Annotated in this window: 24 protein-coding genes; 15 read left to right on the top strand and 9 right to left on the bottom strand. The window is 52.6% G+C overall.

Going from position 1 to position 24,430, the window contains the following annotated elements; translation table 11 throughout:
* Positions 1–18 precede the first annotated feature (18 nt).
* The 4 genes from WN53_RS03270 (at position 19) to WN53_RS03255 (ending at position 6,533) form a co-directional block, all read left to right on the top strand.
* Positions 19–1,365 carry an OprD family outer membrane porin gene (locus tag WN53_RS03270; RefSeq protein ID WP_099049896.1) on the top strand — a complete coding sequence of 449 codons (1,347 nt, stop codon included), beginning with the start codon at positions 19–21 and terminating at the stop codon, positions 1,363–1,365.
* A 485-nt stretch (positions 1,366–1,850) separates the two neighbouring features.
* A complete protein-coding gene (gene speF / locus WN53_RS03265) occupies positions 1,851–4,013 on the top strand; it encodes an ornithine decarboxylase SpeF (RefSeq protein ID WP_024483781.1) in 2,163 nt (720 codons plus the stop codon).
* 128 nt (positions 4,014–4,141) lie between these two features.
* Positions 4,142–5,260 (top strand): GGDEF domain-containing protein, encoded by a 1,119-nt coding sequence (locus tag WN53_RS03260; RefSeq protein WP_024483780.1) that lies wholly within the window; start codon positions 4,142–4,144, stop codon positions 5,258–5,260.
* 130 nt (positions 5,261–5,390) lie between these two features.
* Entirely contained in the window at positions 5,391–6,533 is a 1,143-nt protein-coding gene (locus WN53_RS03255) for an IS481 family transposase (protein WP_046807997.1), read from the top strand.
* A gap of 466 nt (positions 6,534–6,999) precedes the next feature.
* Here WN53_RS03255 and mltC read toward each other — a convergent pair whose 3' ends face one another.
* From mltC to mutY, 3 genes are all read right to left on the bottom strand, one after another.
* Positions 7,000–8,076 (bottom strand): membrane-bound lytic murein transglycosylase MltC, encoded by a 1,077-nt coding sequence (gene mltC, locus WN53_RS03250; protein WP_024484084.1) that lies wholly within the window; start codon positions 8,074–8,076, stop codon positions 7,000–7,002.
* Between the two features lie 65 nt (positions 8,077–8,141).
* The gene (locus tag WN53_RS03245; RefSeq protein WP_024484083.1) at positions 8,142–8,414 is read right to left on the bottom strand and encodes an oxidative damage protection protein; all 273 of its coding nucleotides are present in this window, start codon (positions 8,412–8,414) and stop codon (positions 8,142–8,144) included.
* Entirely contained in the window at positions 8,411–9,511 is a 1,101-nt protein-coding gene (mutY, locus tag WN53_RS03240) for an A/G-specific adenine glycosylase (protein WP_024484082.1), read from the bottom strand. Before mutY ends, WN53_RS03245 begins: the two co-directional genes overlap by 4 nt.
* 180 nt (positions 9,512–9,691) lie before the next feature.
* Here mutY and trmB point away from each other — a divergent pair, with 180 nt between their 5' ends.
* Positions 9,692–10,411 carry a tRNA (guanosine(46)-N7)-methyltransferase TrmB gene (gene trmB, locus WN53_RS03235; protein WP_024484081.1) on the top strand — a complete coding sequence of 240 codons (720 nt, stop codon included), beginning with the start codon at positions 9,692–9,694 and terminating at the stop codon, positions 10,409–10,411.
* A gap of 439 nt (positions 10,412–10,850) precedes the next feature.
* On the opposite strand, the gene WN53_RS26720 is transcribed toward trmB, so the two are convergent.
* From WN53_RS26720 to WN53_RS03215, 4 genes are all read right to left on the bottom strand, one after another.
* Positions 10,851–11,210 (bottom strand): hypothetical protein, encoded by a 360-nt coding sequence (locus WN53_RS26720; RefSeq protein ID WP_024484080.1) that lies wholly within the window; start codon positions 11,208–11,210, stop codon positions 10,851–10,853.
* A gap of 23 nt (positions 11,211–11,233) precedes the next feature.
* Complete coding sequence (locus WN53_RS29030; RefSeq protein ID WP_255417706.1) at positions 11,234–11,362, bottom strand: hypothetical protein; 129 nt, start codon at positions 11,360–11,362, stop codon at positions 11,234–11,236.
* A 595-nt stretch (positions 11,363–11,957) separates the two neighbouring features.
* Entirely contained in the window at positions 11,958–12,602 is a 645-nt protein-coding gene (locus WN53_RS26715) for a helix-turn-helix transcriptional regulator (protein ID WP_024484079.1), read from the bottom strand.
* Entirely contained in the window at positions 12,599–13,918 is a 1,320-nt protein-coding gene (locus WN53_RS03215; protein ID WP_158645262.1) for a PglL family O-oligosaccharyltransferase, read from the bottom strand. Before WN53_RS03215 ends, WN53_RS26715 begins: the two co-directional genes overlap by 4 nt.
* On the opposite strand from WN53_RS03215, the gene WN53_RS28560 reads away from it, so the two are divergent.
* Complete coding sequence (locus tag WN53_RS28560; RefSeq protein WP_158645261.1) at positions 13,910–14,101, top strand: hypothetical protein; 192 nt, start codon at positions 13,910–13,912, stop codon at positions 14,099–14,101. The genes WN53_RS03215 and WN53_RS28560 overlap by 9 nt on opposite strands.
* Positions 14,102–14,573: 472 nt before the next feature.
* On the opposite strand, the gene WN53_RS03210 is transcribed toward WN53_RS28560, so the two are convergent.
* Together WN53_RS03210 and WN53_RS03205 are read right to left on the bottom strand one after the other, a co-directional pair.
* The gene (locus WN53_RS03210; RefSeq protein WP_037411718.1) at positions 14,574–15,056 is read right to left on the bottom strand and encodes a hypothetical protein; all 483 of its coding nucleotides are present in this window, start codon (positions 15,054–15,056) and stop codon (positions 14,574–14,576) included.
* A 6-nt stretch (positions 15,057–15,062) separates the two neighbouring features.
* Positions 15,063–15,857: a winged helix-turn-helix domain-containing protein gene (locus WN53_RS03205; RefSeq protein ID WP_024484076.1), complete on the bottom strand. Its 795-nt coding sequence runs from the start codon at positions 15,855–15,857 to the stop codon at positions 15,063–15,065.
* A gap of 490 nt (positions 15,858–16,347) precedes the next feature.
* On the opposite strand from WN53_RS03205, the gene WN53_RS03200 reads away from it, so the two are divergent.
* From WN53_RS03200 to WN53_RS03160, 9 genes are all read left to right on the top strand, one after another.
* Entirely contained in the window at positions 16,348–16,881 is a 534-nt protein-coding gene (locus WN53_RS03200; RefSeq protein WP_024484075.1) for a fimbrial protein, read from the top strand.
* Between the two features lie 129 nt (positions 16,882–17,010).
* A complete protein-coding gene (locus tag WN53_RS03195; protein WP_037411715.1) occupies positions 17,011–17,520 on the top strand; it encodes a fimbrial protein in 510 nt (169 codons plus the stop codon).
* Positions 17,521–17,569: 49 nt separating this feature from the next.
* Positions 17,570–20,176 (top strand): outer membrane usher protein, encoded by a 2,607-nt coding sequence (locus WN53_RS03190; protein ID WP_024484073.1) that lies wholly within the window; start codon positions 17,570–17,572, stop codon positions 20,174–20,176.
* A gap of 70 nt (positions 20,177–20,246) precedes the next feature.
* Entirely contained in the window at positions 20,247–20,978 is a 732-nt protein-coding gene (locus tag WN53_RS03185) for a fimbria/pilus periplasmic chaperone (protein WP_037411745.1), read from the top strand.
* Positions 20,979–21,024: 46 nt separating this feature from the next.
* Positions 21,025–21,441, top strand: coding sequence for a fimbrial protein (locus WN53_RS28895; protein WP_024484071.1), 417 nt, complete (start codon positions 21,025–21,027; stop codon positions 21,439–21,441).
* Positions 21,442–21,453: 12 nt separating this feature from the next.
* Positions 21,454–21,954 (top strand): fimbrial protein, encoded by a 501-nt coding sequence (locus WN53_RS03175; protein ID WP_024484070.1) that lies wholly within the window; start codon positions 21,454–21,456, stop codon positions 21,952–21,954.
* A gap of 52 nt (positions 21,955–22,006) precedes the next feature.
* The gene (locus tag WN53_RS03170; RefSeq protein ID WP_037411740.1) at positions 22,007–22,528 is read left to right on the top strand and encodes a fimbrial protein; all 522 of its coding nucleotides are present in this window, start codon (positions 22,007–22,009) and stop codon (positions 22,526–22,528) included.
* Positions 22,529–22,690: 162 nt separating this feature from the next.
* On the top strand, positions 22,691–23,188 hold the full coding sequence (locus tag WN53_RS03165; RefSeq protein WP_024484068.1) for a fimbrial protein: 498 nt from the start codon (positions 22,691–22,693) through the stop codon (positions 23,186–23,188).
* Complete coding sequence (locus WN53_RS03160) at positions 23,181–23,900, top strand: hypothetical protein (protein WP_024484067.1); 720 nt, start codon at positions 23,181–23,183, stop codon at positions 23,898–23,900. Before WN53_RS03165 ends, WN53_RS03160 begins: the two co-directional genes overlap by 8 nt.
* The last annotated feature ends 530 nt before the right edge of the window (positions 23,901–24,430 follow it).

The raw sequence follows: 24,430 nt of genomic DNA, 5'->3' as shown, positions 1-24,430 counted from the left end.
AGAAAACGGGATTTTTCTATGTATCAAATTAATAAATTTAAAATTAAAAAACCTCTGGCACTGTTTGCACTGATGTTCTCTTTACCCCTCAGCGCAGAGGAAATAAAGGTAAGCGATCATCTCTTCTCAAGTTTTATTAACGATAGCCACGCAGACCTTTCTTTCCGTAACGTGTTTAAAAATTTAAGCACCGAGGATTATGGGGAGCGCTCCATCCAAACGGCCTGGGGGCAGGGGATCACCCTTGATTATCAGTCCGGCTATTTTGCGGATATGTTGGGAGTAGACGCTTCTTATTATGGCGTGATTAAGCTGGCCGCCAGCGATGATTTCTGGGGCCGTAGCGTGTTGTATAACGATAACGGCCAGGCGAAAGGTTTCAACAAGATTGGTCAGCTCTACCTGAAAGGGCGTTTGGGTGATGATGATACCTATCTGCACCTTTATTCCGGTTGGCAGCAGATTAAAAAATGGGGAGCACTCAATAACTCCACGCGTGCCATTCCAAGTACCTATCTGGGCTTGCGTGGCGAAGCGGCTACCGGGCCTGTTCGGGTTCGCGGTGCCTACGTGACCCGTTATAGCGACAGGGATTCTCCGGATAAGATCCATTTCCGCACTGCGGATAAAAAGGAGATCAGCAGCATTGCGACCGGTGAATTGAGCTATAGCGATCACGGCTATAGCGCGCTCTATTTCCTGGGTGAAAGCCATAACTATATGCAACGTCACGGGGTGGAGCTGGGTTGGCAACCGGCGTCCTGGGCAGAGAATCGCCTCAAGTTTGCCAGCCAGGTATATTACAACCATGGTTTGCAAGACTGGACCCGCATGTCTACCCGTCACAAGACGTTCGATGATGATGCCTACCATTATGCGATGTACGCCGAATGGCGCGCCGAGCGTTGGAAGCACAAGGTTGGTGCTTCATACACCCGGGCCTCACTCGATAATGGCAACGGGTTAGGGCGCTTTGAGTGGCACTTGGCCAAACACAGCCGCGGCACCTTTAACTCCATGGCCGACAGTTGGGGTAACGACTATGTGGGCGATAAGGAAAAGATGCTGGCCTGGACCTTCGGCTATGCCGTTACGCCAGAAGTTGAGTTAGGGATGGTCACCAACTATGGCTGGGGGATGAAGTACCGTGGCCATAGCATCGAGCGTGGTGAAACCCTGGTTTACTCCCGTTGGACGCCGTCACAGCCTGCGCTGAAAAATCTGGCGTTCCAGCTGTCCGGTGGCCCATCCTGGAACTACCAGAGCCAGAACAACCAGCCGAAACTGACCTCGGATGGCAAGCCGATGCGCGCTCAGAACCACTCGATTGAGTTCCAGGTGGATTACAAGTTCAACCTGTTCTAATCAACGCCTGCCTGGCCGTGTGGGAAACCCACACGGCATCACTAAATAATTATGCATTAATAGTAACTATTAACCGGCTTGAACCCTCGAAAAAAACGTGTAATCATTGCGCGAATTCCCCATTTCATCACAGAGGAGTACAGGCATGACGGGTTTAACCACCTCAGCGCAACTGCGCTCCAGAAGTCTGATGACGCCCTCACTCCGAGTTTCCTTAACGCCATTTATGCGAACACCGCTGCCCTTTATGCGGTAAAGCTAGCCAATGCTCGCTGTTAGGCATGATTAAAAATAGAGCTGCGGCTCTGATTTTACTGATGTCTATCGGACGCTGCCGATCCCAGTCCCCGATAGTTGTCTGATGCCTACCCGCATCGGCCGGTCATGGTTGCGCCTTGGCTCATCACTTTGCCGGGATAACCAGGGTTATCTCATTATGTGCCCAGTGGCACACCCTCATCCTTAACCGTTTGAGACTCAGCATGATGAAAGAATTGAAGATAGCAACCAGCGCCAGCCTGGTAGCCAGCATTGAAACCCTGCGCGAAATCGTGCGCGTGGGGCAGACTGACTATACCGATGTGGCGGCTGCCGTGGTCTCCGTTAGCGATGTGGATGCCGGTATTCTGGCAACGCTCAAAGCGACCGGCTTTGAGATCCCGACGTTTGTTGCCGTTGAGGGGGATGAGCAGCTCTCCCCGGATCACCTGCCGTTGATTACTGGCGTATTTGCCTTGGCTGCCGCGACCAAAGCGTTTTACATGGCGCAGTTGGAGGCCGCCGCCGATGCCTACGAGCAGGCGCTGTTACCGCCGTTCTTCAAAACGCTGAAAACCTACGTGGAGATGGAGAACTCAACCTTTGCCTGCCCGGGCCATCAGGGCGGGGAGTTTTTCCGCAAACACCCGGCAGGGCGCAAGTTTTTCGAGTTTTACGGTGAAACGATTTTCCGTTCGGACATGTGCAACGCCGATGTGAAGCTGGGCGATCTGCTGATCCATGAAGGCTCGGCCAAGGATGCGCAAAAACACGCGGCGAAAGTGTTCAACGCTGATAAAACCTACTTCGTGCTGAACGGTACTTCGGCCTCCAATAAAGTGGTGACCAACGCGCTGCTGACGCGTGGCGATCTGGTACTGTTCGATCGCAATAACCATAAATCCAATCACCACGGTGCGTTGATCCAGGCTGGGGCGACGCCGGTGTATCTGGAAACCGCGCGTAACCCGTTTGGTTTTATCGGCGGCATCGATTCCCAATGCTTTGATGAAGCTTACCTGCGCGAGCAGATCCGCCATGTTGCCCCAGAAAAAGCCTCTGCGGCACGGCCATTCCGCCTGGCGATCATTCAGCTCGGCACCTATGACGGCACGATTTACAACGCCCGTCAGGTGATCGATACCATCGGCCATCTGTGCGATTACATCCTGTTTGATTCGGCCTGGGTGGGGTATGAAGGCTTTATCCCGATGCTGAAAGAGTGCTCGCCGCTGCTGTTGGAACTGGATGAGCACGATCCGGGTATTTTCGTCACGCAATCGGTGCATAAGCAGCAGGCCGGGTTCTCGCAGACTTCGCAGATCCACAAGAAAGACGATCACATCAAAGGCCAGAAACGCCACTGCAACCACAAGCATCTCAACAATGCGTTTATGCTGCATGCCTCAACCAGCCCGTTTTATCCGCTGTTTGCCGCGCTGGACGTCAACGCCAAGATGCATGCCGGTGCCGCTGGCCGCCGCATGTGGATGGAGTGCGTCAAGCTGGGGATCGACACGCGTAAACAACTGCTGGCACGCTGCTCGCAGCTGCGGCCCTTTATTCCGCCGCAGGTGGCAGGCAAGAACTGGCAGGACTACGATACCGACCTGATCGCCAACGATGCACGCTTCTTCAACTTTGTACCGGGCGAGCAATGGCACGGTTTTGCAGGCTATGCACAGGGGCAGTATCTGGTCGATCCCTGCAAGTTGCTGCTGACCACGCCGGGGATTGATGCGGCCACCGGTCAGTACACCGAGTTTGGTATCCCGGCAACCATTCTGGCCAACTTCCTGCGTGAGAACGGCATAGTGCCGGAGAAGTGCGATCTCAACTCGATCCTGTTCCTGCTGACCCCGGCGGAGAACCCGGCGAAAATGGATCATCTGGTGGATATGCTGGTGCAGTTCGAGCGTTACGTCGAGGCAGATGCGCCACTGAGTGAGGTCTTGCCGACGGTCTATCGCAAGAATCAGCAGCGTTATGCAGGCTACACCCTTCGTCAGCTGTGCCAGGAGATGCACGATCTGTACGTCAGCTTCGACGTGAAGCAGTTGCAAAAAGAGATGTTCCGTCAGGATCATTTCCCGCCGGTGATGATGAATCCGCAGGATGCCAACGTCGAGTTTATCCGCGATAACGTTGAGCTGGTGCCGATCGCTCAGGCAGCCGGGCGCATAGCGGCAGAAGGTGCCTTACCTTATCCACCGGGCGTACTGTGCGTGGTGCCAGGCGAAGTGTGGGGCGGCGCGGTACAGCGTTACTTCCTGGCGCTGGAGGAGGGCATCAACCGCTTGCCTGGCTTCTCACCGGAGCTGCAGGGCGTGTACATCGAGAAGAAAGATCACGGCTGGAAACGGATTTTTGGCTATATGATCAAGCCGTAAAATCGCAACCAATTTGCCTTGCTGTAGGGGCGCCGCATGCTTAGCCGTATGCCGCCCCGTCTATCTTGCATGACAAAGACGGATGTCACCGCTACATTGAGTAGAGTGGTATGACAACGAGTCCAACGATGAAAGATAGAAAATACGCCGCCTGGGTTGCCAAAGAAAAAAGAAAGTCCACGTTTCACAGTTTTGACTGGTTTTTGCTGGTTAACGCCTTGTTCTCTTTCTACCTGTTCCTACAGCGTCTGGGGTCAGGGCTTTACGAGTCGTTAAGCCATTTGCTACGTTCAGCTCCGGCGATCACCGGCGTGATGTTGGTCGCCTTCGTCACCTATGTAGTGTTGAGATTATTACGGCCATACGGTGAGAAAGCCCGCTGGTGGGGGTTGATCGCCAGTGTGACGGTTTTGTCGCTATGTTGGTGTGCTGCCTTTCATCACCTGATTGTCATGGACAACGTTACCCTGGTCTACCCCTTGCTGATTGGCTTGGTGTTTGCCTCTCTGATCCCCTTTTACCTCTCTCCTTTGCTGCTGTGCCTGTTTACGATACCGATATTGGTGATGTCCATCAGCGAAAATATTATCCTGCGCGGTGCGGCCTCTGTGGCGAACGTGTTCTCTTATTTGCTGATGCTGTTTCTGATCTACTCGGCCAAACGCATGTTGGAGAAATGGTTTATGTTGGCCATCGAGCGGGAAAGGGAGAACAAGCAACTGATTGACCGCCTGGGGAAATTGGCTAATCGCGATCCGCTGACCGGGCTGGCCAATCGGCGCTATTTCAGCAACTACTTCGACTCGGTGTTTTCTCGGGAGGCGGAGAGTCGGGAACCTTTCGCCATCATCCTGCTAGACGTGGATTTCTTTAAAAAATATAACGACCATTACGGCCACCAGATGGGGGATGAGTGCCTGATCCGCCTGGCCGAATGCTTTGAAAGTAGCGTACGTCGTTCACAGGATCTGGTGGCTCGTTACGGTGGAGAGGAATTTATCATTCTGCTGCCAAAAGCCGATCGTGCCGAGGCGATAGCGGTGGCTGAAAGGATCAAGTCTCAGGTCGCGGCGATCGCGATCCCGCATGAAGGCTCCGACGTTGGGCAATGGGTCACGGTGAGCCAGGGGATTGCATTATGGCGAGCAGACGTGGGGCGTGAGCAACTGGTAGAGATGGCCGACAAGGCTCTGTATCAAGCCAAGGCTAATGGACGCAACGGCTATACATTGGCGGAAAAAGGGTAGCTCTCAAGTCCAGTCTTTGCCCCTCACCCCAACCCTCTCCCTGTACAGACCGGGGACATCATGAACACTTGTTCGGGGACATGGTAGACACTTACAACATAGGTATGAGTACTTCTGAGTGGAGCTGCTTATGCCGTGGAATGAGAGATCTGCCATGTCATTACGTACCGAGTTTGTGCTTTTCGCCTCGCAAGAAGGCGCTAATATCCGTGCGCTATGCCGTCAGTTCGGCATAGCGCCTGCTACCGCATACAAGTGGTTACATCGCTGGCAGTCTGATGGGCGGGCCGGTCTGAACGAACGTTCTCGAGTGCCACACCATTCCCCTTCCAGAACACCCGATATCGTTGTCCAACACCTCCGCGCTGCGCATCTGGCCCATCCGATGTGGGGGGCGCGCAAGCTCAAGCGGTGGCTTGAGATGCAGGGGCATACGTTACCTGCCGCCAGCACCGTGCATAACCTGATGCGCCGCCATGACCTGCTACCGGGTGGCCCATCACCAGCGCCCACTGTTGGACGCTTTGAACATGATGCACCGAACCAGCTCTGGCAGATGGACTTTAAAGGCCACTTCCCCTTCGCCGAAGGGCGTTGCCATCCGCTGACCCTGCTGGATGACCATTCACGCTTCTCGCTCTGTCTGGCGCACTGCCCAGACGAACGACGCGTCACCGTGCAGTCTCAGTTGGTAGCGGTGTTCGAACGTTATGGCTTGCCGGAGAGAATGACCATGGATAACGGTGCGCCCTGGGGCGACACGACGGGCAGTTGGACCGCACTGGAACTGTGGCTGATGCGTCAGGGTATCCGGGTGGGTCACTCGCGGCCTTATCATCCTCAGACTCAGGGTAAGCTGGAGCGCTTCCACCGCAGCCTGAAGGCAGAGCTCCTGCAGGGGCGGTGGTTTACCCATGCCACGCAGTTGCAGGAGGTGTTCGACGCCTGGCGAGAAATCTACAACCTAGAACGTCCACATGAAGCCCTGTCAATGGCGGTACCGGCGTCCCGTTATCAGCCTTCATCGCGACAGTACAATGGTAATCCAGCGGCAGCCGAGTATGACGAGGGGGTCTTGGTCAGGAAAGTGGATGTCAGTGGAAAACTGAGTCTGAAAGGGATGAGCCTGAAAGTGGGCAAGGCCTTTATCGGTGAATATGTCGGACTGAAGGAAAGTGAGAGGGAGGGGTACTACGAGGTATGGTGGTACAGCACGAAAGTGGGGACGATCGACCTGAGAAATAGGTCGATCATCATGGGTAAAGGATGTTAAAAAGTGTTCACCATGTCCTTGAACACCTGTTCACCATGTCCCCGGTCTGTACACTCCCACAGGGAGAGGGAGCTGACCGGAGTGGTGGTTAGGTGTGGCGTAAAGCTGTGGCATGTTCGATTTGATGTGGCGGTTGGATACTGGAGTTAAGTTGTTGCACGTTCGGTCCCCTTATTTTTCGGGAGAGGGAGCTGACCGGAGTGCTTGGTTGGCCTGTGCTGCTCCGGTAAATGCGGAGTAAGAAGAACGAGGATGGGGGTATGACGCAGAAAAATCAGCGTACTCGATCTGTCCCCAAAAAGGAGTTGGTGCTGTGCTCAGATGTGGAAGTTATTCCGTAAGAAGGTGATGTCGAGGACGAATACCGTAGTTAAGATCTAGCACGGTCGGTCCCCTCTCCCTGTGGGAGAGGGTTAGGGTGAGGGGAAACATGTCTCCCCCCAGCCCCGTATTTTCCCACCAGCGATTACTTCCGCCGGTAGTTTTTCTGCGCGTTGTTAACCTTCACCAGATAACGGCGTGATTCACCCGCCGGATGCTTGGTGGTCAGGGTTTGATAAATATCACCAGGTTGCATGCTGTTGATGATGGTTACCGCCTTGGCCTTGTCACTATTGAACACCCGCAGCACGCTGCCAGCCCCACCGTTATAAGCAGTGATCACCGCATAACGGCGTGAGGTCGGGTTCTGGATGCCGCCCAGGTAGTTGTTCTGCAAGATAGCCAGATAGGCGGTACCGGTATCAATGTTGTTCTCCGGATCGAACAGGTAGCTGCGGCTTGGCGTACCCCATTTACCTTTGCTCTGGAACACGTCTTTACCGGCGGTATGTTGCACCACCTGCATCAGGCCCAGCGCGTCGGAACCGCTTACCGCATACGGGTTAAAGCTGGATTCGGTCTGCATAATCGCCAGGATCAGCGACTCTTCGACGCCGTATTTCTCAGACGCCTGGCGAACCATCGGCAGATATTTGTGTGCACGTTTATCCAGGTGGTTAGGCACCAGTTGCATAGTCACCGAGTAGATCACGTGCAGGCCCGAGGTGCGCCTCTTTAGCTTGTTTTGCAGCAGGTAGTCGGCGAAGTGCGCTGCCCGCCATTCCCAGCGGATGGGTTGGCCCTTGTTATCCAGCACCTGGCCGTACAGGAACGGCTCTTTGCTGATCTGGATATCATTGGCGTCGGAATAGAGGTCGATCGAGCCTGGATCGTCACCCATCAACAGGGTGCTGATCACCGCCTGGCGCAGATGAGCCGCCGGATCGGTGGTGGCGATGGTTTCGATAGTGATGGTGCCCGAATCAAAGTTGATGTGGCTACGGGTCTGATATTGGTCGGTATATTTGACGTAGTCCTTTGGCCCGGCGATCAGAACTTCGCTCAGCCCCCAGATGTTCTCGATATTGTGGGCAAATTGGCCCATCAAAATATCAAAGGCGTTGGTGTCTTTGACATAGGCTTCCGTGACCACGTCGTTTTTTTTGCCGGAACAGGAGATCAGCAAAGGCGCTATCACTAGCAAAGCTAATATTTTCTTCATCTTGTTAAAGCCGTATACGCGAAGAATTAAACAGGGGGAAAGGGCCAGCGCTGGCCCGGAAAATCTTATTCGCTCGGTGGCGTATAGCCTTCGATGTGGACCTCATGTCCTTCGAACAGGAAGCGGACCATCTCTTGTTCCAGCAGTTTGCGGTCATCCACGTTCATCATGTTGAGCTTTTTCTCGTTGATCAGCATGGTCTGCTTCTTCATCCATTCTCCCCAGGCTTCCTTGGAGATTTCGTTGTAGATGCGCTTGCCGACTTCCCCTGGATAGAGCTGGAAGTCTTGCCCATCGGCGTCACGCTGCAGGAAGGTACAAAAAATGGTTCTGCTCATGCTAATTCCTCGTCAATGGCGCTGTTGCCAAATAAACCGGGTTGGGTCGGGGACTGTTTGGCCAACTGCTGTAGCAGGCGCTCAACCGGCGCGGCCAGCCCGACCGAAGGGGGCTGCGTTAAGTTATACCAGAGACCGGAACCCGCATCCATGGCGCTACCCGCTTTGTCGATGTTCAGCCACATAGGCACAATATCCAGATGGAAATGGCTGAAGGTGTGGCGGAAGGCGGTCATTTGCTCTATACGGCTACCTTGCAGGCCGCGTTGTTGCAGCCAGAGTTCCAGATCGATCCGCGCGCTAAACTGCGGGAAGCAGAATAACCCGCCCCATAGGCCAGCTCCTGGTCGCTGTTCCAGCCAGACGCCATCGCCCTGTTGTAGCATCAGGAAGTAGGCGGTTTTTTCCGGCAGGGTTTGCTTGGGCTTTTTGCCCGGGTAGTTGGCCCAACTGCTGTTGCCGTTAGCGATGCAGCCGACATTGAGCGGGCATAGCTCACATTTCGGTTTACTACGGGTGCAGACCATCGCTCCCAGATCCATCATCGCCTGATTGAACTGGCCAACCCCTTTTGCTGGAGTGACCTCTTCGCTGATCTCCCATAGGCGATTTTCCACCTCTTTCTTACCCGGCCAGCCAGCTATGGCGTAGCAACGGGCCAGTACACGTTTGACGTTACCGTCGAGGATTGGATAGTGCTGCCCCTGGGACAGAGAGAGAATGGCACCGGCGGTTGAACGGCCTACGCCAGGCAGAGCGACAATTTCTTCAAAGGTTGTCGGGAACTCACCGCCGTGCTGTGCGACAATGGTCTGCGCCGCTTTATGCAGGTTTCTGGCGCGGGCATAATAGCCAAGCCCGGTCCACAGATGCAGGACTTCATCCTGCGGCGCTTCGGCCAAGGCTCTCACGTTCGGAAAGTGTGCCATAAAGCGCTGAAAATAAGGAATAACGGTGGCAACCTGAGTTTGTTGCAGCATCACCTCAGAGAGCCATACTTGATAAGGCGTTTTATCGAGTTGCCACGGCAGCGTTTTACGGCCATAGCGTTGGTACCAGTCAAGCACTACGTGCGAGAACTGTTGTGCTTGCATCATGAGCGAGTTCGCTATCCGGCAGATAAATAATGATGCGCGATTGCAGCATAGAGTGATGGTGCTGTAAACCGGAACTTTCCGCAGTAGCACATCCGGTATGATGATGAACGCTTGCTAAAGCAAGGTATCTTTGCATAATGCGCGTTCCCCTAATTGGCAGCCAAATAGACAGAAAGCACTATGATTAATGACGTCATCTCCCCAGAATTTGATGAGAACGGCCGCGCGATGCGCCGTATCCGCAGTTTTGTTCGCCGCCAAGGGCGGTTGACCAAAGGCCAGCAGCAGGCGCTGGACAACTATTGGCCGGTGATGGGCGTGGAATATCAGGCTGAACCTGTCGATATCGCCGCGCTGTTTGGCCGTGAAGCGCCAACCGTGCTGGAGATTGGTTTTGGCATGGGGGCATCGCTGGTCACCATGGCGGGCAATAATCCGCAGCAGAACTTCCTGGGGATCGAGGTTCACTCGCCGGGCGTGGGTGCTTGCCTGGCCGATGCCCATGAGGCGGAGTTGGCCAACCTGCGGGTGATGTGCCACGATGCGGTAGAAGTTTTGCAGAATATGATCCCGGACGCTTCACTGGATATGGTGCAGCTGTTCTTCCCGGATCCGTGGCACAAGGCGCGCCACAACAAACGCCGCATCGTACAGACGCCGTTTGTTGAGCTGGTGCTGCGCAAATTAAAAGTCGGTGGCGTATTCCATATGGCCACCGACTGGCAACCCTATGCGGAACACATGCTGGAAGTCATGAACAGCAGCGCAGGCTACCGTAATCTCTCTGAGAGTAATGATTACGTACCGCGCCCGGACTCGCGTCCGCTGACAAAATTTGAATTACGTGGCCAGCGTCTGGGACATGGCGTTTGGGATTTGATGTTTGAGAGGATGGAATAATGGCTAATTATAGTAACCAAACCATTTTTTCGTGATGAGTCAATAGGGATATTTGCGCATTAAATTGATTTTAAAATGAGTGTCATGTAACAGTGACACTCATGGAGTTAACTAGTTAGACAAAAAGAGAAAAAACACCATCAGCCAAAATTATTGAAACCATGAAACCAGGCGATAAAGACAAAGCTGACACAGGCGAAAATCGAACATTACGGATCACTTGTGGAGTGACCCCGAACCCGTAGACAAATCTGGCCTATATTTTGAGAATAGGAGGAGTCTATGGGCACACCCCAGGCCATCAGCGTCTGAATATCCAGGCCCAGCGCAACCCACGCCGCGTAGGACAGGCGTACGTTATCCTACACCAATTGGATTGGGGTGATATTCCACGATGATCGTTTGCGCACGTCATCGAGTTCTGCCTGTGTCTGTTGGGTTATCGTTTTCTGTTTTGCCAGCTTCTGCTCATTGTCCTGCTGGGAGGTGCGTAAGCCTGCTGGTCCTCTCGCTGCCGTTGTTCATGGGCCTCCTCGGTTTGTTGCGCCCTTGCGGTCTGCTGTGTCGCCTGACGAAGCAGGGCGGCGCTGTGTAGCGCATCGGGCGAACCGCGCCAGGCTTCGCTCAGCCCGGCAACCCAGCGTTGCAACAGGTGCAGCTCGGGCAGTGAGTTGGGAGCCATGACTGCGGGGAACGCCGTTTTTTCAGCCCGTAGCACGGTAACCTCCTGACGCAGCGCTTCTAGTTCGAGTCGTTGGTGCGCCAGTTGCTGCCTGCTTTGGACTGATGTCGCGGACATATTCCCCCTGTAGGGGAAGCCGGTCAGGGCGGCTTTTTCTGTTGGGTGGTCGTTTTCGGCGCGGGCGATTTTTCGGTGCTTGTGGGGGCGGCAATCACCGGCTGTTGGCGTTGCTGCTGATACTGCTCGGCAAACTGCAACAGTGCCGGCACGTCGTCATTTGCCGGTCATCACCAGGGCCGTCAGCGCCATGTCCCCCAGGTTAGCAAGCACGTTTTGCGCCTCATTTAACCGGTTCCTCTTTCATCTGCTTCCCCTGTTCGGCCAGCCCGATCAATACGGCCTGGCTGACACCGGCACATAGGTAGTTGATTTTGTAGTGATACAACGCATCCTCCGTCTCCTAGGTCGTGTCATTGACTCGTGCTTGCAGACAGGCATAGTGGGACTCGCTGTTCATCAGATGATCAAAGGTCTGTTTGTACTGTTTGTACTGTTGGTATTGTTTGGGGTTTATATTTTGCAACACCCTTAATTGTGTTTGGCACTGCGTTAATCGCTCAGTCTCACGTTGTTTGAGTGGGGCGTTTCCAGCGCCCGCCTGCTTTGCGACGGCGGCACGCGAGTCGGGCTTACTCGCCTTTGGGGGCTGGCAGGCTGAGGTACCCAGCGCGAGCAGACACAGAAGGGCGGTACGAAGTGTGCGAAGGAGCGGTGTGTTCACTCTGTTTACGTATCCTGTTAGCGGAGGTGTTGGGTGTTTATCGTGGTGACGCCACCCGTCACTGCGTGGTGGCTTGCAAGGGGTCACGTCCTGGAGGGGCCCTTCCCATCGCCTGAGGCCGGTATTGCCCGGTGGCGATGTAGCCGCACAGGAGTCAATGCATTCTGGTTGTGCAACCAAAGATACAGGTCGTGAACGCGGGCGAGCCCCAGCTCGCGCATGGCGGCGCACTTATGAGCGCTGACCGTTTTGACGCTCAGGCCATACAGCCGGGCTATCCGGTTCGGTGTCAGTCCGCGGGCCAGGGCGGATAAAATCTCGCGTTGCCTGGCAGTTAGGTTCGGCCTGCCAGGCAACGCTTCTCTGGTGAGGCCGTCATAGTGCCTTGCGAACATCAGTTCAATCATCGCCCGCACGGAGTTGATGCTGTCGCGACGATTGATGACACCGATGTCGGGCTGGACCCGAGAAGCTGTCTGGTAACGGACGCGGTCCTGGATAACGAGCATGTTATGCCGGCCTTGTATCGCAGGAGGAGAGTCGGTCCTGATGTGCGTACGGGCATCATTCGTGACAATAAGAACGTCGGCCCTATGGCGGTGTGCGGGGGTTAAAAACGTCACGCTGGTATTCCTGCGTTGGCACTCCGCGTGCAGCAGGGCGGTAAGACCCTCGGCAAAATACCGGTTGGTGTCTTGTATGAGGATGTTGATATGATTTTTTTTCATCGCCTGTCCTTACTACTGAGTGTGGTCGTCATGTCGGTTGAAGGAGTAAAACGCACGTCGGTGGGGAAAAATACGGCCGCTTCGTGACGATAACGCTGAGCTTTTTCTGGGTATCCCTGGTGCTGCAATATGGTTATCAGACTGACATAGACATTCTTGTCGATACGGCGCAGCAGGTAGCTCTGAGCCCACTGGCTGTAGCTTTGCAGCAGATGTTTATCCCCGGTCTGGTTGTAGGCCATCAGGGCCCCTACCTGTTCATCAAAGGTGACTCGCTCCAAGAGCAGGTGACGCGATAGTTGGGGTAAGGTGTTTAAGGGCGTCACGTCTTCCATACCAAATCGTTCCACTTGCGTGAGCGTTATTTCTCCACGGAGGGTAAATCCGGCCAGCACGGAAACACTCAGTGCCAATGCAGCCATGACGAAACTCAGTCTTGTGCTTGTAGTGTCCAACAATGTGCGCTGCGTCCGTACCGATGTGCCGATACAGTCGGCCAAGGAGAGCAGTAGTAGGAACGTGACAAAATGCAGCGTCGAGAGGTAGAACGGGTACTCCAACTGGGTATGAGTGGCCATCGGCAGAGCTGTAAGGCACAGCGCAGTCGGTACTCCGGCCATGCGATGGCCGGCACGCAGAGCGCTGCGGTCTCGTTGTATGGACTGACGGACAATCACACCTACGCCAGCCAGCATCAGGCCCACTCCGGTCAGTCCAATCCCGCCGCCTTCCACAACCCACAGCAATATTTCGTTATGGGGATGGCGGGCAATTTCGGTCACCGGGGTTGGCGGCACCTGGTTGACACGAAAATGCTGGAAGTTGTACTCGAACCCACCGTAGCCCCATCCCAGCAACGGTTTGTCGATAATCATGGCAAGCGTATCGCGCAGCATGCTCCAGCGAGCCAGGTTGCTGCCGGTGTGGTCCGCCAGTGGCAGGAGGGTATGACCGGAAAGCAACCAAGCGCTTCCCAGGGCAACCCCTCCACTCAGTGCGATAATGGCACCCCGGGTATTCGTGGTGTTGATACGACCAAAGCGAAAGAGCAGCAACACTGCGGCGGCGATGCCGCCCAGCCAGCCGGTCCGTGACTGAATGCACACCAACAGTGTCGTGAACCCAGCCAGCATACCGAACAAGATTGACCGGCGTATGCCATTCAGGCGAGCGGGGCGCGCCGCCAGGCCGGGCAACAGCAGCAGTACAAGAGTTAGGGTGATACCGGTGGCGATCAGACTGGCGAGGACATTGGGCTGAAAGAAAGTGCCATAGACCCGATTGCCATACAGTGGAACCCAGGCACGGTGAGGCATCAGCCACTGCTGACCGGCAATAATAGTTTCGGCAGTAACCAGAACAAGCACGCCGTAGAGGGTTGCGAGCAGCCTGTGTCGATGCCATTGGAGTTGCAGGCAGGAAAGAAACCAAAAGGCTCCGAACGCCACTCCGGCGACCCGCCAGGCCGCCGTCGCAAACCGCATATCCGGGGTATATAACAAGGGAAGAGCCAGTATCGCCCCCCCAGCAGTGAAACAAGCCAGGGTTGGCGAAACGAAGATGGTACGGCGACGGACTGCACGCCATAGCCAAAAAACAAACAATCCCAGCGACAACCCAAGTGTCATCAATATGTTGACGTGAAAAACCACGTTGATTCCTTTATTTATTATTTTGTCTATTCATAGGTACGGTTATTAGATGGCTGCTTACACTGCGTTGCGAACACTATCTGGGTGATATCCGGTCCCTCATTTTTAAGATGTGAATAAAAATAAAACTGATTACCTCTTGGTATATGATGGCAAAGGTGATTATCGGAACGCAATTTAATAATTATAATTTTTATTTGTTTTTTATATTAAGTTTATTTTTAATTTAATTTTTTTAACTAAGTGCTATTGTTTTGATGGGTGCGCGGCTTTGCTAGGTGGCGAGCCTCAATTATAGAAATTAAGGCTCTCTGTGATGCTAGTCTTGTATGGTGCAAACAAAGATAGGGTTGTCTAATGCCTTGATAATTAAGGCGTTTCTCTTAAGTTTTAAACTTTTAATATAGATTGGTAAGTCTCTGGTTATAGGTAGTGCGTATTTATTCCACAAATCGGCAGGAACATTATCTCTGGGGTATAGAGATTCTTTAGTAATAGCAATAGTCGATGTGTTTTTTATTGGGCCTTCTTGTTTGGTTAGAAGGATTCTCCTGGTGATTGTATAACTTTCATTTGAATGTTTAAACGTGCCAAATAAGAAAATTTCGCTTTGATTATCATCATCATTGACTACATCAATATCCACGTTGAGCTCAACTTTCATACCATCCTTTAATGTGTATTTTGTCACTTCGTGAGTATAACACCGCTCCCATTTCTGCGTTGAGGTATTTAAGTATAGAAAAAAAAAGCTCAAACCCAAGGTGATAGCAATAAATACAGCTATAATGTATTTTTTCATTTTAATTTACTCGATCGATTTATAGTTGTTACAGGACACATATATTCCATTTTTTCCGATATTGCAAACAGCTATGAACGTCATTTTACCAATTTCATTTCTGGCTCGGTATTCCATATAGTAAACATCGCTATTAATGTTAGAGCATTCTATACCTTCTTTATCAAGAATATTATTTATTTTATTTTGCGCATTAATATATCCGTATTCATTGTTTAATGCATACACATTACACTTATCTTGGGTAAATATTAATGCGGGTTCTTTGTTCCTGCTTTTTAATGTAATGACGAAGATGACCACAATACTAATAGCTAAAATGAAAAGTGATGCCAACTTCACATGGTTCCGTGGCCCTTTCTTTGACAGCAGAGGAACATGTTTCAATTCATCATTTTTATTCGTGTGAAGGTTTATCTCTCGCATATCTATGTCGATGGAGGGGGGCTGATCTATTTTTTTAATGGATTTTAGTTCTGGGTGGATCTCTGCATCCATTTTGAAACCTATCCTAGATATCGTCATGATAACATCTTTGCTTCCACCCGCAGTTTCAAAGGCTTTTCTGAGTTCACTAATGTGATTACTCAATGTTGCACTGGAGGGTGAAAATCCATAATCTTCCCAAACTCTTTTTATGAGTACTTCACGGGTTAGCACTTCTTTATTATTTTTTATCAACTCGGTTAATAGTCGAGCCGCAGGCTTAGATAACCCCACTGTTAACTCATCGTTGTTTTTCAGTAGTAATAGCTTGTTTTCAGGGTCGAAGACGATAGTTAAGTTTATGATGAATCTCATTTTTAAATACTCATTCTTATATTTCTAAAGGCCTTTTCTGGCAATAGGAATTATCTTGCTTTATTAATCTAGGTGTGTTCCTGGGAATAGTCAATTATTTTGTGATCATTGCATTAAGGGGATAAGAACGGCTGATTTATGAAATAGTTATTGGGGGTGATTTATGGCCTCATTTCGTTTTTTTATTCTGCATTTTTGTTTTTCATCTTTAGCTTGTGGTTAATAATTCTAATTTTACTGCATTTTAAAGATTAATTGTCTGTTGTTGTTTTTGTTTGTTATCATTTTTCTCGTCGCCGCTTGCCCTCGTTGTGGCTGGCGCTCGACATGCTGTGACTTGCTTGTGGACGCTTTTTTACTGACAACCTAAATCACTCAGGAGGGGGTAAATGAGTATCTCTACAATCAGCAGGTCTGAGCAAGTCGAGGTGGCTTGCATTATAAGTTGGCGACTCAACTCAATAAAAAATTTCTTAACAAGGGTGTAAAAATGAAAGCTAACAAAACTCTATTGGCTGCTGTGGCAGTATTTGGTCTGTCTTCTCTGGCGCACGCCGCCGACCAGGGTAACGGCAAAGTGACCTTCACCGGCTCTATTATCGATGCGCCATGTTCTATCGCCCCGGACTCTGCCGATCAGACTATTGAGCTGGGTCAAATTTCCAAGGTTGCACTGAAAGACGGTGGCAAATCCACGCCGCGTAACTTTGATATCCAACTGGAAAACTGTTCAGTCTCTGAAAAGGATAGCCAGAACAAGGTTCAAATCACCTTCACTGGTATGAAGTCTCCAGCTAAAAACGGCCTGCTGGGTATCACTGGTTCTGCGAAGGGTGCCAGCGTAGCTGTTACCGATGGTAGTGGTGCAGTGATTGAACTGGGTAAGCCAAGCACAGCCCAGGAATTGTCTGACGGTACGAACACCCTGAGCTTCGCTGCGTACGTGCAAGGTGACGGCGCTTCTGCCGCCATCACCGAAGGTGAGTTCCAGGCGGTGGCTGACTTCACCCTGGCATATAACTAAGTTCGTTACTTGCCCCTTTGTTTTATTTTAAATAGTAGCGTACTGATGCATGCGGGTCATCCGCATGCATTTTAAAAACTCTTGCTAAAAAGAATATGGAAAATACCTATTAATACGGAACCATTAATTGTGTTTTTCTGCCTGTTATTTCCTGCTGTTTTTTCCTCTAATACGACTGCCGGCCTGGCGGGATGGGGGCGGGTCAATATGCAGGGCAGCATTATCGATACTGCCTGTACCATAGCGGTAGACAGTCGCGAGCAAATTATCGATATGGGTGTTGTCCCCGTGGTCGATATTATTCGTGATGGCCAGGGGCGTAGCAAATATTTTTCTATCCACTTGGTTGATTGTTTGTTGGAACGCCAGGGGAAAGAAGGTTGGAAGCATTTTCAGGTGACCTTTGACGGTGATGCAGAAGCGGGGTTGTTTGGTGTTCACGGTGATACTTCAGGCGTTGGCCTGCAAATTTCTGATGGGTTGGGGAATATTGCCTTGCCTGGGGAAGCGTTGCCTTTAACCGATGTTGTTCCCGGTAACCTGCGGATGGATTACTCACTAAAACTGGTAGCTAACAACCATGCCGTTAAATCCGGTGATTATTTTTCCTCGATACGTTTCAAGCTGGATTATTTTTGAATGTCTGCCGGGATAGTGGAAAGGATTATTAAAATAACAAGGTAAGAGTATGGAATTGTCACCGACAGGAAAACGAGTTCGAATTCAGACTGTGGGGCTGTGTATTTCGCTCGCAATGAGTTCACCGATGACAGTGGTCTATGCAGCCGATGATATTCAGTTCAATACGGATGTGCTGGATGTCAATGACCGGCAGAACATCGATCTGAGCCAGTTTTCCCGTGGTGGCTACATCATGCCGGGTACGTACGACATGGTGGTGCGTATCAACAAAAATGACCTGCCGGAGCAACAAATCCCCTTTTATGCCCTGAAGGATGACCCCAAGGGTAGCCGCGCGTGTATTACCCGGGCACTGGCGAACGAACTGGGGTTCAAGGAAGAGGTGCTGGCCGGGCTGACCTGGTGGTATGACGGCGCGTGTCTGGACGAAAACAGTGTGCAGGGTATGGAGGTGCGGGGCGACTTGTCCACCAATGCTCTTTACCTGAGTATCCCACAGGCCTTTCTGGAATACACCGATGAGAATTGGGATCCACCGTCACGCTGGGATGAGGGCATTCTCGGCGTGTTACTGGACTACAACGTCAACGCACGCAGCCAGCAACAACTGAAGCAGGGGACCCGCGGGTATAGCCTGAGCGGCAACGGTACACTCGGTGCCAACCTGGGGGCCTGGCGTCTGCGGGCGGACTGGCAGGCTAACCTTGGCCACCAGACCGGCAGTGGGCCGTCGACTCGTCAACAGTTGGACTGGAGCCGCTATTACGCCTACCGGGCGGTGCCGTCGTTGCGTTCGAAGCTGACGATTGGAGAGAGCTACCTTGACTCCGGTATGTTCGACAGCTTCCGTTTCATCGGGGCCAGTCTAGTATCGGACGACAATATGCTGCCGCCGAACCTGCGGGGCTATGCGCCAGAAGTGGTGGGGGTCGCCAAGACCAACGCCAAGGTGATCATCACCCAGCAGGATCGTGTGCTGTATGAAACCACGGTCGCGTCGGGGCCGTTCCGCATTCAGGACATCAACGATGCGGTCAGCGGTGAGTTAAAGGTCCGGGTCGAGGAGCAGGATGGCAGCGTGCAGGAGTTTGTGGTCAACACCGCCAGCATTCCTTACCTGACTCGCCCCGGCATGGTGCGCTACAAGCTAGCGGCGGGCAAGCCCTCGGATTTTGACCATCATTCACGCGGCCCGATATTCGGTACCGGCGAGTTCTCCTGGGGGGTAAGCAACGGCTGGTCGCTGTATGGCGGGGCCCTTGCAGGCGGCGATTATAACGCGCTGTCCCTCGGTATCGGGCGTGACCTGATGATGCTGGGCGCATTGTCATTCGATGCTACCCAGTCGCGGGCCCGGTTGCTGCAGGAAGGCGGCACGCTCAGCGGTGGCTCGTACCGTATGAGTTATTCGAAAAACTTCGACGAGTATGACAGCCAGGTGACGTTTGCCGGTTACCGCTTCTCGGAACAGAACTTTATGAGTATGAGCGAGTATCTGGATGCACGTAATTACGGTGCTCGAACCGGCAACGGCAAGGAGATGTACACCATCACCTTCAACAAGCATTTTCGTGACTTGGGGTTAAGCAGTTATATCAACTACAGCCACGAGACATATTGGGACCGGCCGGCCAACAACCGTTATAACCTGACCGTGTCGCGTTATTTCGACGTGGGCCGCTTGCATAATGTGAGCCTGTCGCTGTCGGCGTATCGCAATCAGTACAACGGTACTAACGACGACGGGGGGTATCTGTCACTGTCGATGCCGTGGGGAACCAGTTCAACCGTCAGTTATAACACCTCGATCAATCGTCGCGATACGACACATCAGGTTGGTTATTACGACAGGATTGACGAACATAACAATTACCAACTGAACGCCGGGATGTCGCGTAGCGGAGGTACCGCGAGCGGATATTACAGTCATGAAGGGGATATGGCGCGCATGAGCGCCAACGCCAGTTACCAGCAGGACCGTTACAGCGCCTTCGGCGTGTCGATGCTGGGAGGGATGACCGCCACGCTGGAGGGGGCTGCCGCCCACCGCGGCGGTGTGGCAGGTGGCACCCGGATGTTGATTGACACCGGTGGTGTGTCGAATGTGCCGGTGCGCGGTTACGGGAACACGACCAGCACCAACGTTTGGGGCAAAGCGGTGATAGGCGATGTGAGTAGCTATTACCGTAACAAGGCGAGCATTGACCTAAACCAATTGGGTGACAACGCGGAGGCCGCCACGTCGGTGGTGCAGGCGACCCTGACCGAGGGTGCCATTGGCTACCGGAGATTTAATGTGATTGCGGGTGCCAAGGCAATGGCGGTCATCAAGCTGGCCGACGGCAGCGAGCCGCCGTTTGGCGCCACGGTGCTGAATGCCCGTAAGCAGGAAACCGGCCTCGTCAATGACGGCGGCAGCGTGTACCTGAGCGGCATTAATGCCGGTGAGCAGATGACTGTGCACTGGGGCGGCGCGGCACAGTGCGATGTGCAGATGCCGACCCCACTACCGGCGGACATGTTGATGAATACGTTGCTGTTGCCGTGCCATCCGAAACGTCAGGCCCTTGAGAAAGCCGCTGAGTCGGCGTTAACCGAAACTGAAACCCTGTTGAAAGCGGCCACTGAGGCCGGGGAAGAGAAAAATGCATAACACTGAGTTAAACGAGTTAAATATGAATAAAAACGTTACGCGGCTGTGCGACGTGTCGGCCCGTACCGTCATGCCGATGGCCCTGACCTTATTGCTGTTGGGCACTCTGGTTGCCCAGCAGGCACAAGCTGCCATCGCGCTGGATCGGACCCGGGTGATTTTTGACGGCAGCCAGAAGTCGGTGAGCCTGAATGTCAGCAACCAGAACAAGCAGCTGCCGTATCTGGCACAGGGTTGGATAGAGGATGAGCAGGGCAATAAAATCCAGAGCCCTCTGACAGTATTACCTCCGGTGCAGCGCATCGAACCGGGGAAACCGAGCCAGGTGAAAATTCAGGCGCTGCCGCCGGCGAAGCTGCTGAGCCAAGACAAGGAGACCCTGTACTACTTCAACTTGCGTGAAATACCGCCGAAGAGTAGCAAGCCGAACACCCTGCAGATTGCGCTGCAGAGCCGTATCAAGTTGTTTTACCGCCCTGCGGGATTGAGCATTGACCCTAACGCTGCGCCCCCTCAGGAGCAAATGACACTGACGAAGCAGGGCGACAAATACGTGGTCAACAACCCGACGCCGTATTACGTGACCCTGGTCGACGCTAGCAACAAGAAAGACGGCCCCGGCATCAAGGATTTTGAGCCAATGATGGTACCGCCGAAAGGCAGCCTGCCTCTGACGGTGAGTGCGGCCAGCGTGGGTGGCAACCCGGTGCTGACCTATGTCAATGACTACGGCGGCCGTCCGCAACTGAGTTTTAGTTGCAGTGGCACCACCTGCACGGTGGTACCGGCGAAGAAGGTATAACCGGATTAACGCCCAGGCGGACACCGGCGAGGCGAAGGACAAGAGCATGACAGGCAAGAAGGACGGCCGCTGGCAAGGCCGGTTCGGGTCGGCTGAACTGAAATACTACGGCACGCTGGGCGGTCTGGCGCTGATGGTGCCGCTAACGCTGGGTGTGATGCTGTGGCTGCTGCCATCTGCCCAAGCGACGGTAGATAACTGGGTGGTCGAGGGTGCTAACGGGACGCTGTATGTGCATGTAGGCCCTGTCACGGCCTTTGACAGCACCGTGCTATGGACTAACAAAAATGGATTGGGTATCCAATTGCTGCAGGGCAGTACCAAGCTGCCTGTCAACACATGGCTGAACTTCACCTACCCCAATAAGCCTGAACTGTGGTCGGTGCCGGTGAAGCCGAGCTGGGTAACCCTAAAGGGCGGGGAGTTTGCCGCAGGTGCCACCATGAAAGTGGATTACCAGTAACGGGAGCAGAGCATGAGCAGAATGATGATGATCCTGCTGCTGACCAGCGGCCTGGCAGGCGTTACCGGCCCGGCGCAGGCAAAGGACGGCGAGGCGGACATAACGTTCCACGGTACGCTGATAACCTCGCCGCCGTGCACCATCAACGACGACAACCGGATAGACGTGGACTTCGGCGAACGGGTGGGCATCAACAAGGTGGACGGGGTGAGCTACCGTCAGTTGATTAACTATCAGATAACCTGCAGGGAGGGCGACCCTGGACAATGGGCAATGACACTGAGTCTGAGCGGCAATGCGGCGGGGTTCGATAATGAGGCGCTGCTGACTGACAAGGCAAACCTGGGTATACGCGTCTATCAAAATGACCAGCCCTTTACGCCGAACACCACGCTAAAAATTGACCGCGATAACCCGCCGCGGCTGGAGGCGGTGCCGGTGAAAAATACCGGCGCGACCTTGACCGAAGGGACCTTTGAGGCCTGGGCAACGCTGCGTGCAGAATACCAATAAGGAACCCGTGATGAAACGTAACAGAAGCCGTTTTTTTGACCGGGCAGTAACGATGAGCGTAGCGGTTCCTTTGTTTGTGGCACTAACGACGGCGCCTGCCGAGGCTGCCGGGGAGAATAACGTTCACCTGTATGGTGCCCTGGTGGCGGAGCCCTGTGTAATACGGCCAGGTGATGAAGAAATCGCGCTGGATTTTGGCAGTGTTATTGACAAAGACCTGTATCTGAACACGCGCACGGTGGGCCAGGCCTTCGAGATACACCTGGAGGAATGTGATCTGACGGTGGGCAAGACGGTGAACGTAACCTTTACCGGCACTGAAAACGGCACCTTGCCGGGTCTGTTGGCCATCAAGGGCGGCAGTCAAGCAACGGGCATTGCCATCGGGTTTGAGACACCGTCTGCCAAACCCCTGCAGCTTAATCAGGCTGGCAGCAAACTTTTGCTGCAGGAAGGGCACAACATTATTGCGCTAAAGGCCTATGTGCAGGGCGAGCCTGATGCGCTCAGGGAACGGCGTATTGAGCGGGGTGCGTTCAGTGCGGCGGCCACGTTCAGCCTTGAGTATGAGTAGGCATGGTATGACTACCATCGAGCGTTTTAAATATGTGGACCAGAGTGGCAGAGACCAAGAGTAAGCCCTGGCAGGCTTTTGTGGGCCAATGGCTTATCCGGTTAGTAAGGTAATTGCCAATCATTCATTTGGGTATACTGACACCACCATAGGCTAGCAATAATGGAAAAAATAAAATTGGAATATAAACCCATCGGTTGCTGGGTAATTGTGATGCTAATGTTCCTTGGTGTTGCTGAAGCGTCGCAAGAGTCCTTTATTATGTTTGATGTTACCGTTATGGCCCCAACATGCACGATAAACGACAACAGGGAAATCGCCGTCGATTTTGGAACTAATGTCATCATTAGCCATCTCGGTGAGTATGGTTATAAATTGACACCGATTATATTTACCTTGAACTGCGCGGCACCCGGGAATTACTCTTTTATGGTTCAAGGTGCTGGAGCTGTCTTTGATGAGGAGCTCCTTGCTACAAATAAACAACAGCTTGGCATAGAGATTACCTATGATGGAAGGCGCCTCCCTCTAAATACGCGACTCTCATTTACCTATCCCAATATTCCAGTGTTGCAGGCTCAGCCAATAGCGAGTAAAATTGGTCTGCTCGCTCCTGGTGAATTTTCAGCAACGGCAAGCGTTCGGGTTAGTTATGATTAAAAAGTATTTACCATTTTTATTCCTGCTTCCTTTTCAGGTATATTGCAATAACCTTCACTTCGCTCCTATTTCAAGTGGCGGATATTTTGTTACTGGTGAGGTGGACCCCAATTTGATGACTCTCAACCCAGGTGTTACATGGGGGAGGTTTTATGTTAACGTCCATGAAACAAAGAGGGATTACTATGCTTTCATTAATAAATACAGCCAATATTGTTCTGTAGATAGAAATGAGGCGGCTGCATATATGAATCGCATTCTCAAGGATGGAGTGAGTGCTACAACGAAGATGACATTTGACGACCAAAATGGGAATTGGACTGTGAGTGTGTTTTGCCAAGCCAGTGCCACCGAATACTGGTATGCTGAGACAACCCTCCCTTCACCACCTTCCAGTGCGAGATGTGATATTGATTATCCATCAACAGTGTCTTTTGGAAGTGTGGTATTGGGTGAGCGGAAAAGTATTAATGCCAATATCAAGATTACTTGTAGCAAATACGCTTATATGAAGGTAAGTCTGTCTAAAAATATCATAGACCTTAATGATGCTAAGGTGAAATATGCGTTCCCTAATGGAAGTAATTCATTCCAGGGAGGTATTAATGGCTCTACCCCCGCAAGTTTTGACGTAACATTTACGTTAGATAATACCGGCACGGCGGTTGGCTATAAATCTGGTAGTGCCGTCATGCTTTTTCAGTGGGAGTAAGTTTTGAATCACGGCTCGAGAGGCGAGCTATGGGAACAACCAAACAGGGAGGCGGCATGTTTTCTCCGCAGGTTGAAGGACTGCCTGCGCACTTCGGCGGGCGGTCGTGGCGAGCGTACCCGCGCGTTCGGGGCTACACACAACTTATCGTACAACGAGGGGCTTATGGAATTACGGAAGCGGTACACTACGATCATAGTCATGCTGACAGCATTCGCCTCGGTGCACTGCAAAGGTGAATTCATTGATATTACAATATAAAACGGCTACAGCTGTAGCTACGAAGCCCTCGGTATCGGTAGATGGGACGTGCTGGCGGAGGGTATGGCTCGTATGTCCAGTTTGATGGGAGAAAAAATGGCTTCCTTCGTCGCTGGACATGCTATGGGACCTTTACCGTTATCCTGCCACCGCTTCAGTGCCAGGTTAGTCAGATTCGTCCGTTCGACCTTGGCACCATTAATGCCGGGGATTCAGTCAATTGTAGCGCCAATGCCCCGGTTCTATTACGTGCAATGCAACTGCAACCA

The sequence above is a fragment of the Serratia fonticola genome (assembly GCF_001006005.1).
GTDB classification, from domain to species: domain Bacteria; phylum Pseudomonadota; class Gammaproteobacteria; order Enterobacterales; family Enterobacteriaceae; genus Chania; species Chania fonticola.
Note: the sequence above shows the minus strand (reverse complement) of the source record. Positions and strands in the feature narration are given on the sequence as shown.

Coding starts and splice junctions, on each gene's coding strand:
- WN53_RS03270 (WP_099049896.1), top strand. CDS start 19: ATGTATCAAATTAATAAATTTAAAATTAAAAAACCTCTGGCACTGTTT.
- speF (WP_024483781.1), top strand. CDS start 1,851: ATGAAAGAATTGAAGATAGCAACCAGCGCCAGCCTGGTAGCCAGCATT.
- WN53_RS03260 (WP_024483780.1), top strand. CDS start 4,142: ATGAAAGATAGAAAATACGCCGCCTGGGTTGCCAAAGAAAAAAGAAAG.
- WN53_RS03255 (WP_046807997.1), top strand. CDS start 5,391: ATGCCGTGGAATGAGAGATCTGCCATGTCATTACGTACCGAGTTTGTG.
- mltC (WP_024484084.1), bottom strand. CDS start 8,076: ATGAAGAAAATATTAGCTTTGCTAGTGATAGCGCCTTTGCTGATCTCC.
- WN53_RS03245 (WP_024484083.1), bottom strand. CDS start 8,414: ATGAGCAGAACCATTTTTTGTACCTTCCTGCAGCGTGACGCCGATGGG.
- mutY (WP_024484082.1), bottom strand. CDS start 9,511: ATGATGCAAGCACAACAGTTCTCGCACGTAGTGCTTGACTGGTACCAA.
- trmB (WP_024484081.1), top strand. CDS start 9,692: ATGATTAATGACGTCATCTCCCCAGAATTTGATGAGAACGGCCGCGCG.
- WN53_RS26720 (WP_024484080.1), bottom strand. CDS start 11,210: ATGTCCGCGACATCAGTCCAAAGCAGGCAGCAACTGGCGCACCAACGA.
- WN53_RS26715 (WP_024484079.1), bottom strand. CDS start 12,602: ATGAAAAAAAATCATATCAACATCCTCATACAAGACACCAACCGGTAT.
- WN53_RS03215 (WP_158645262.1), bottom strand. CDS start 13,918: ATGCCTCACCGTGCCTGGGTTCCACTGTATGGCAATCGGGTCTATGGC.
- WN53_RS03210 (WP_037411718.1), bottom strand. CDS start 15,056: ATGAAAAAATACATTATAGCTGTATTTATTGCTATCACCTTGGGTTTG.
- WN53_RS03205 (WP_024484076.1), bottom strand. CDS start 15,857: ATGAGATTCATCATAAACTTAACTATCGTCTTCGACCCTGAAAACAAG.
- WN53_RS03200 (WP_024484075.1), top strand. CDS start 16,348: ATGAAAGCTAACAAAACTCTATTGGCTGCTGTGGCAGTATTTGGTCTG.
- WN53_RS03190 (WP_024484073.1), top strand. CDS start 17,570: ATGGAATTGTCACCGACAGGAAAACGAGTTCGAATTCAGACTGTGGGG.
- WN53_RS03185 (WP_037411745.1), top strand. CDS start 20,247: ATGCCGATGGCCCTGACCTTATTGCTGTTGGGCACTCTGGTTGCCCAG.
- WN53_RS28895 (WP_024484071.1), top strand. CDS start 21,025: ATGACAGGCAAGAAGGACGGCCGCTGGCAAGGCCGGTTCGGGTCGGCT.
- WN53_RS03175 (WP_024484070.1), top strand. CDS start 21,454: ATGAGCAGAATGATGATGATCCTGCTGCTGACCAGCGGCCTGGCAGGC.
- WN53_RS03170 (WP_037411740.1), top strand. CDS start 22,007: ATGAGCGTAGCGGTTCCTTTGTTTGTGGCACTAACGACGGCGCCTGCC.
- WN53_RS03165 (WP_024484068.1), top strand. CDS start 22,691: ATGGAAAAAATAAAATTGGAATATAAACCCATCGGTTGCTGGGTAATT.
- WN53_RS03160 (WP_024484067.1), top strand. CDS start 23,181: ATGATTAAAAAGTATTTACCATTTTTATTCCTGCTTCCTTTTCAGGTA.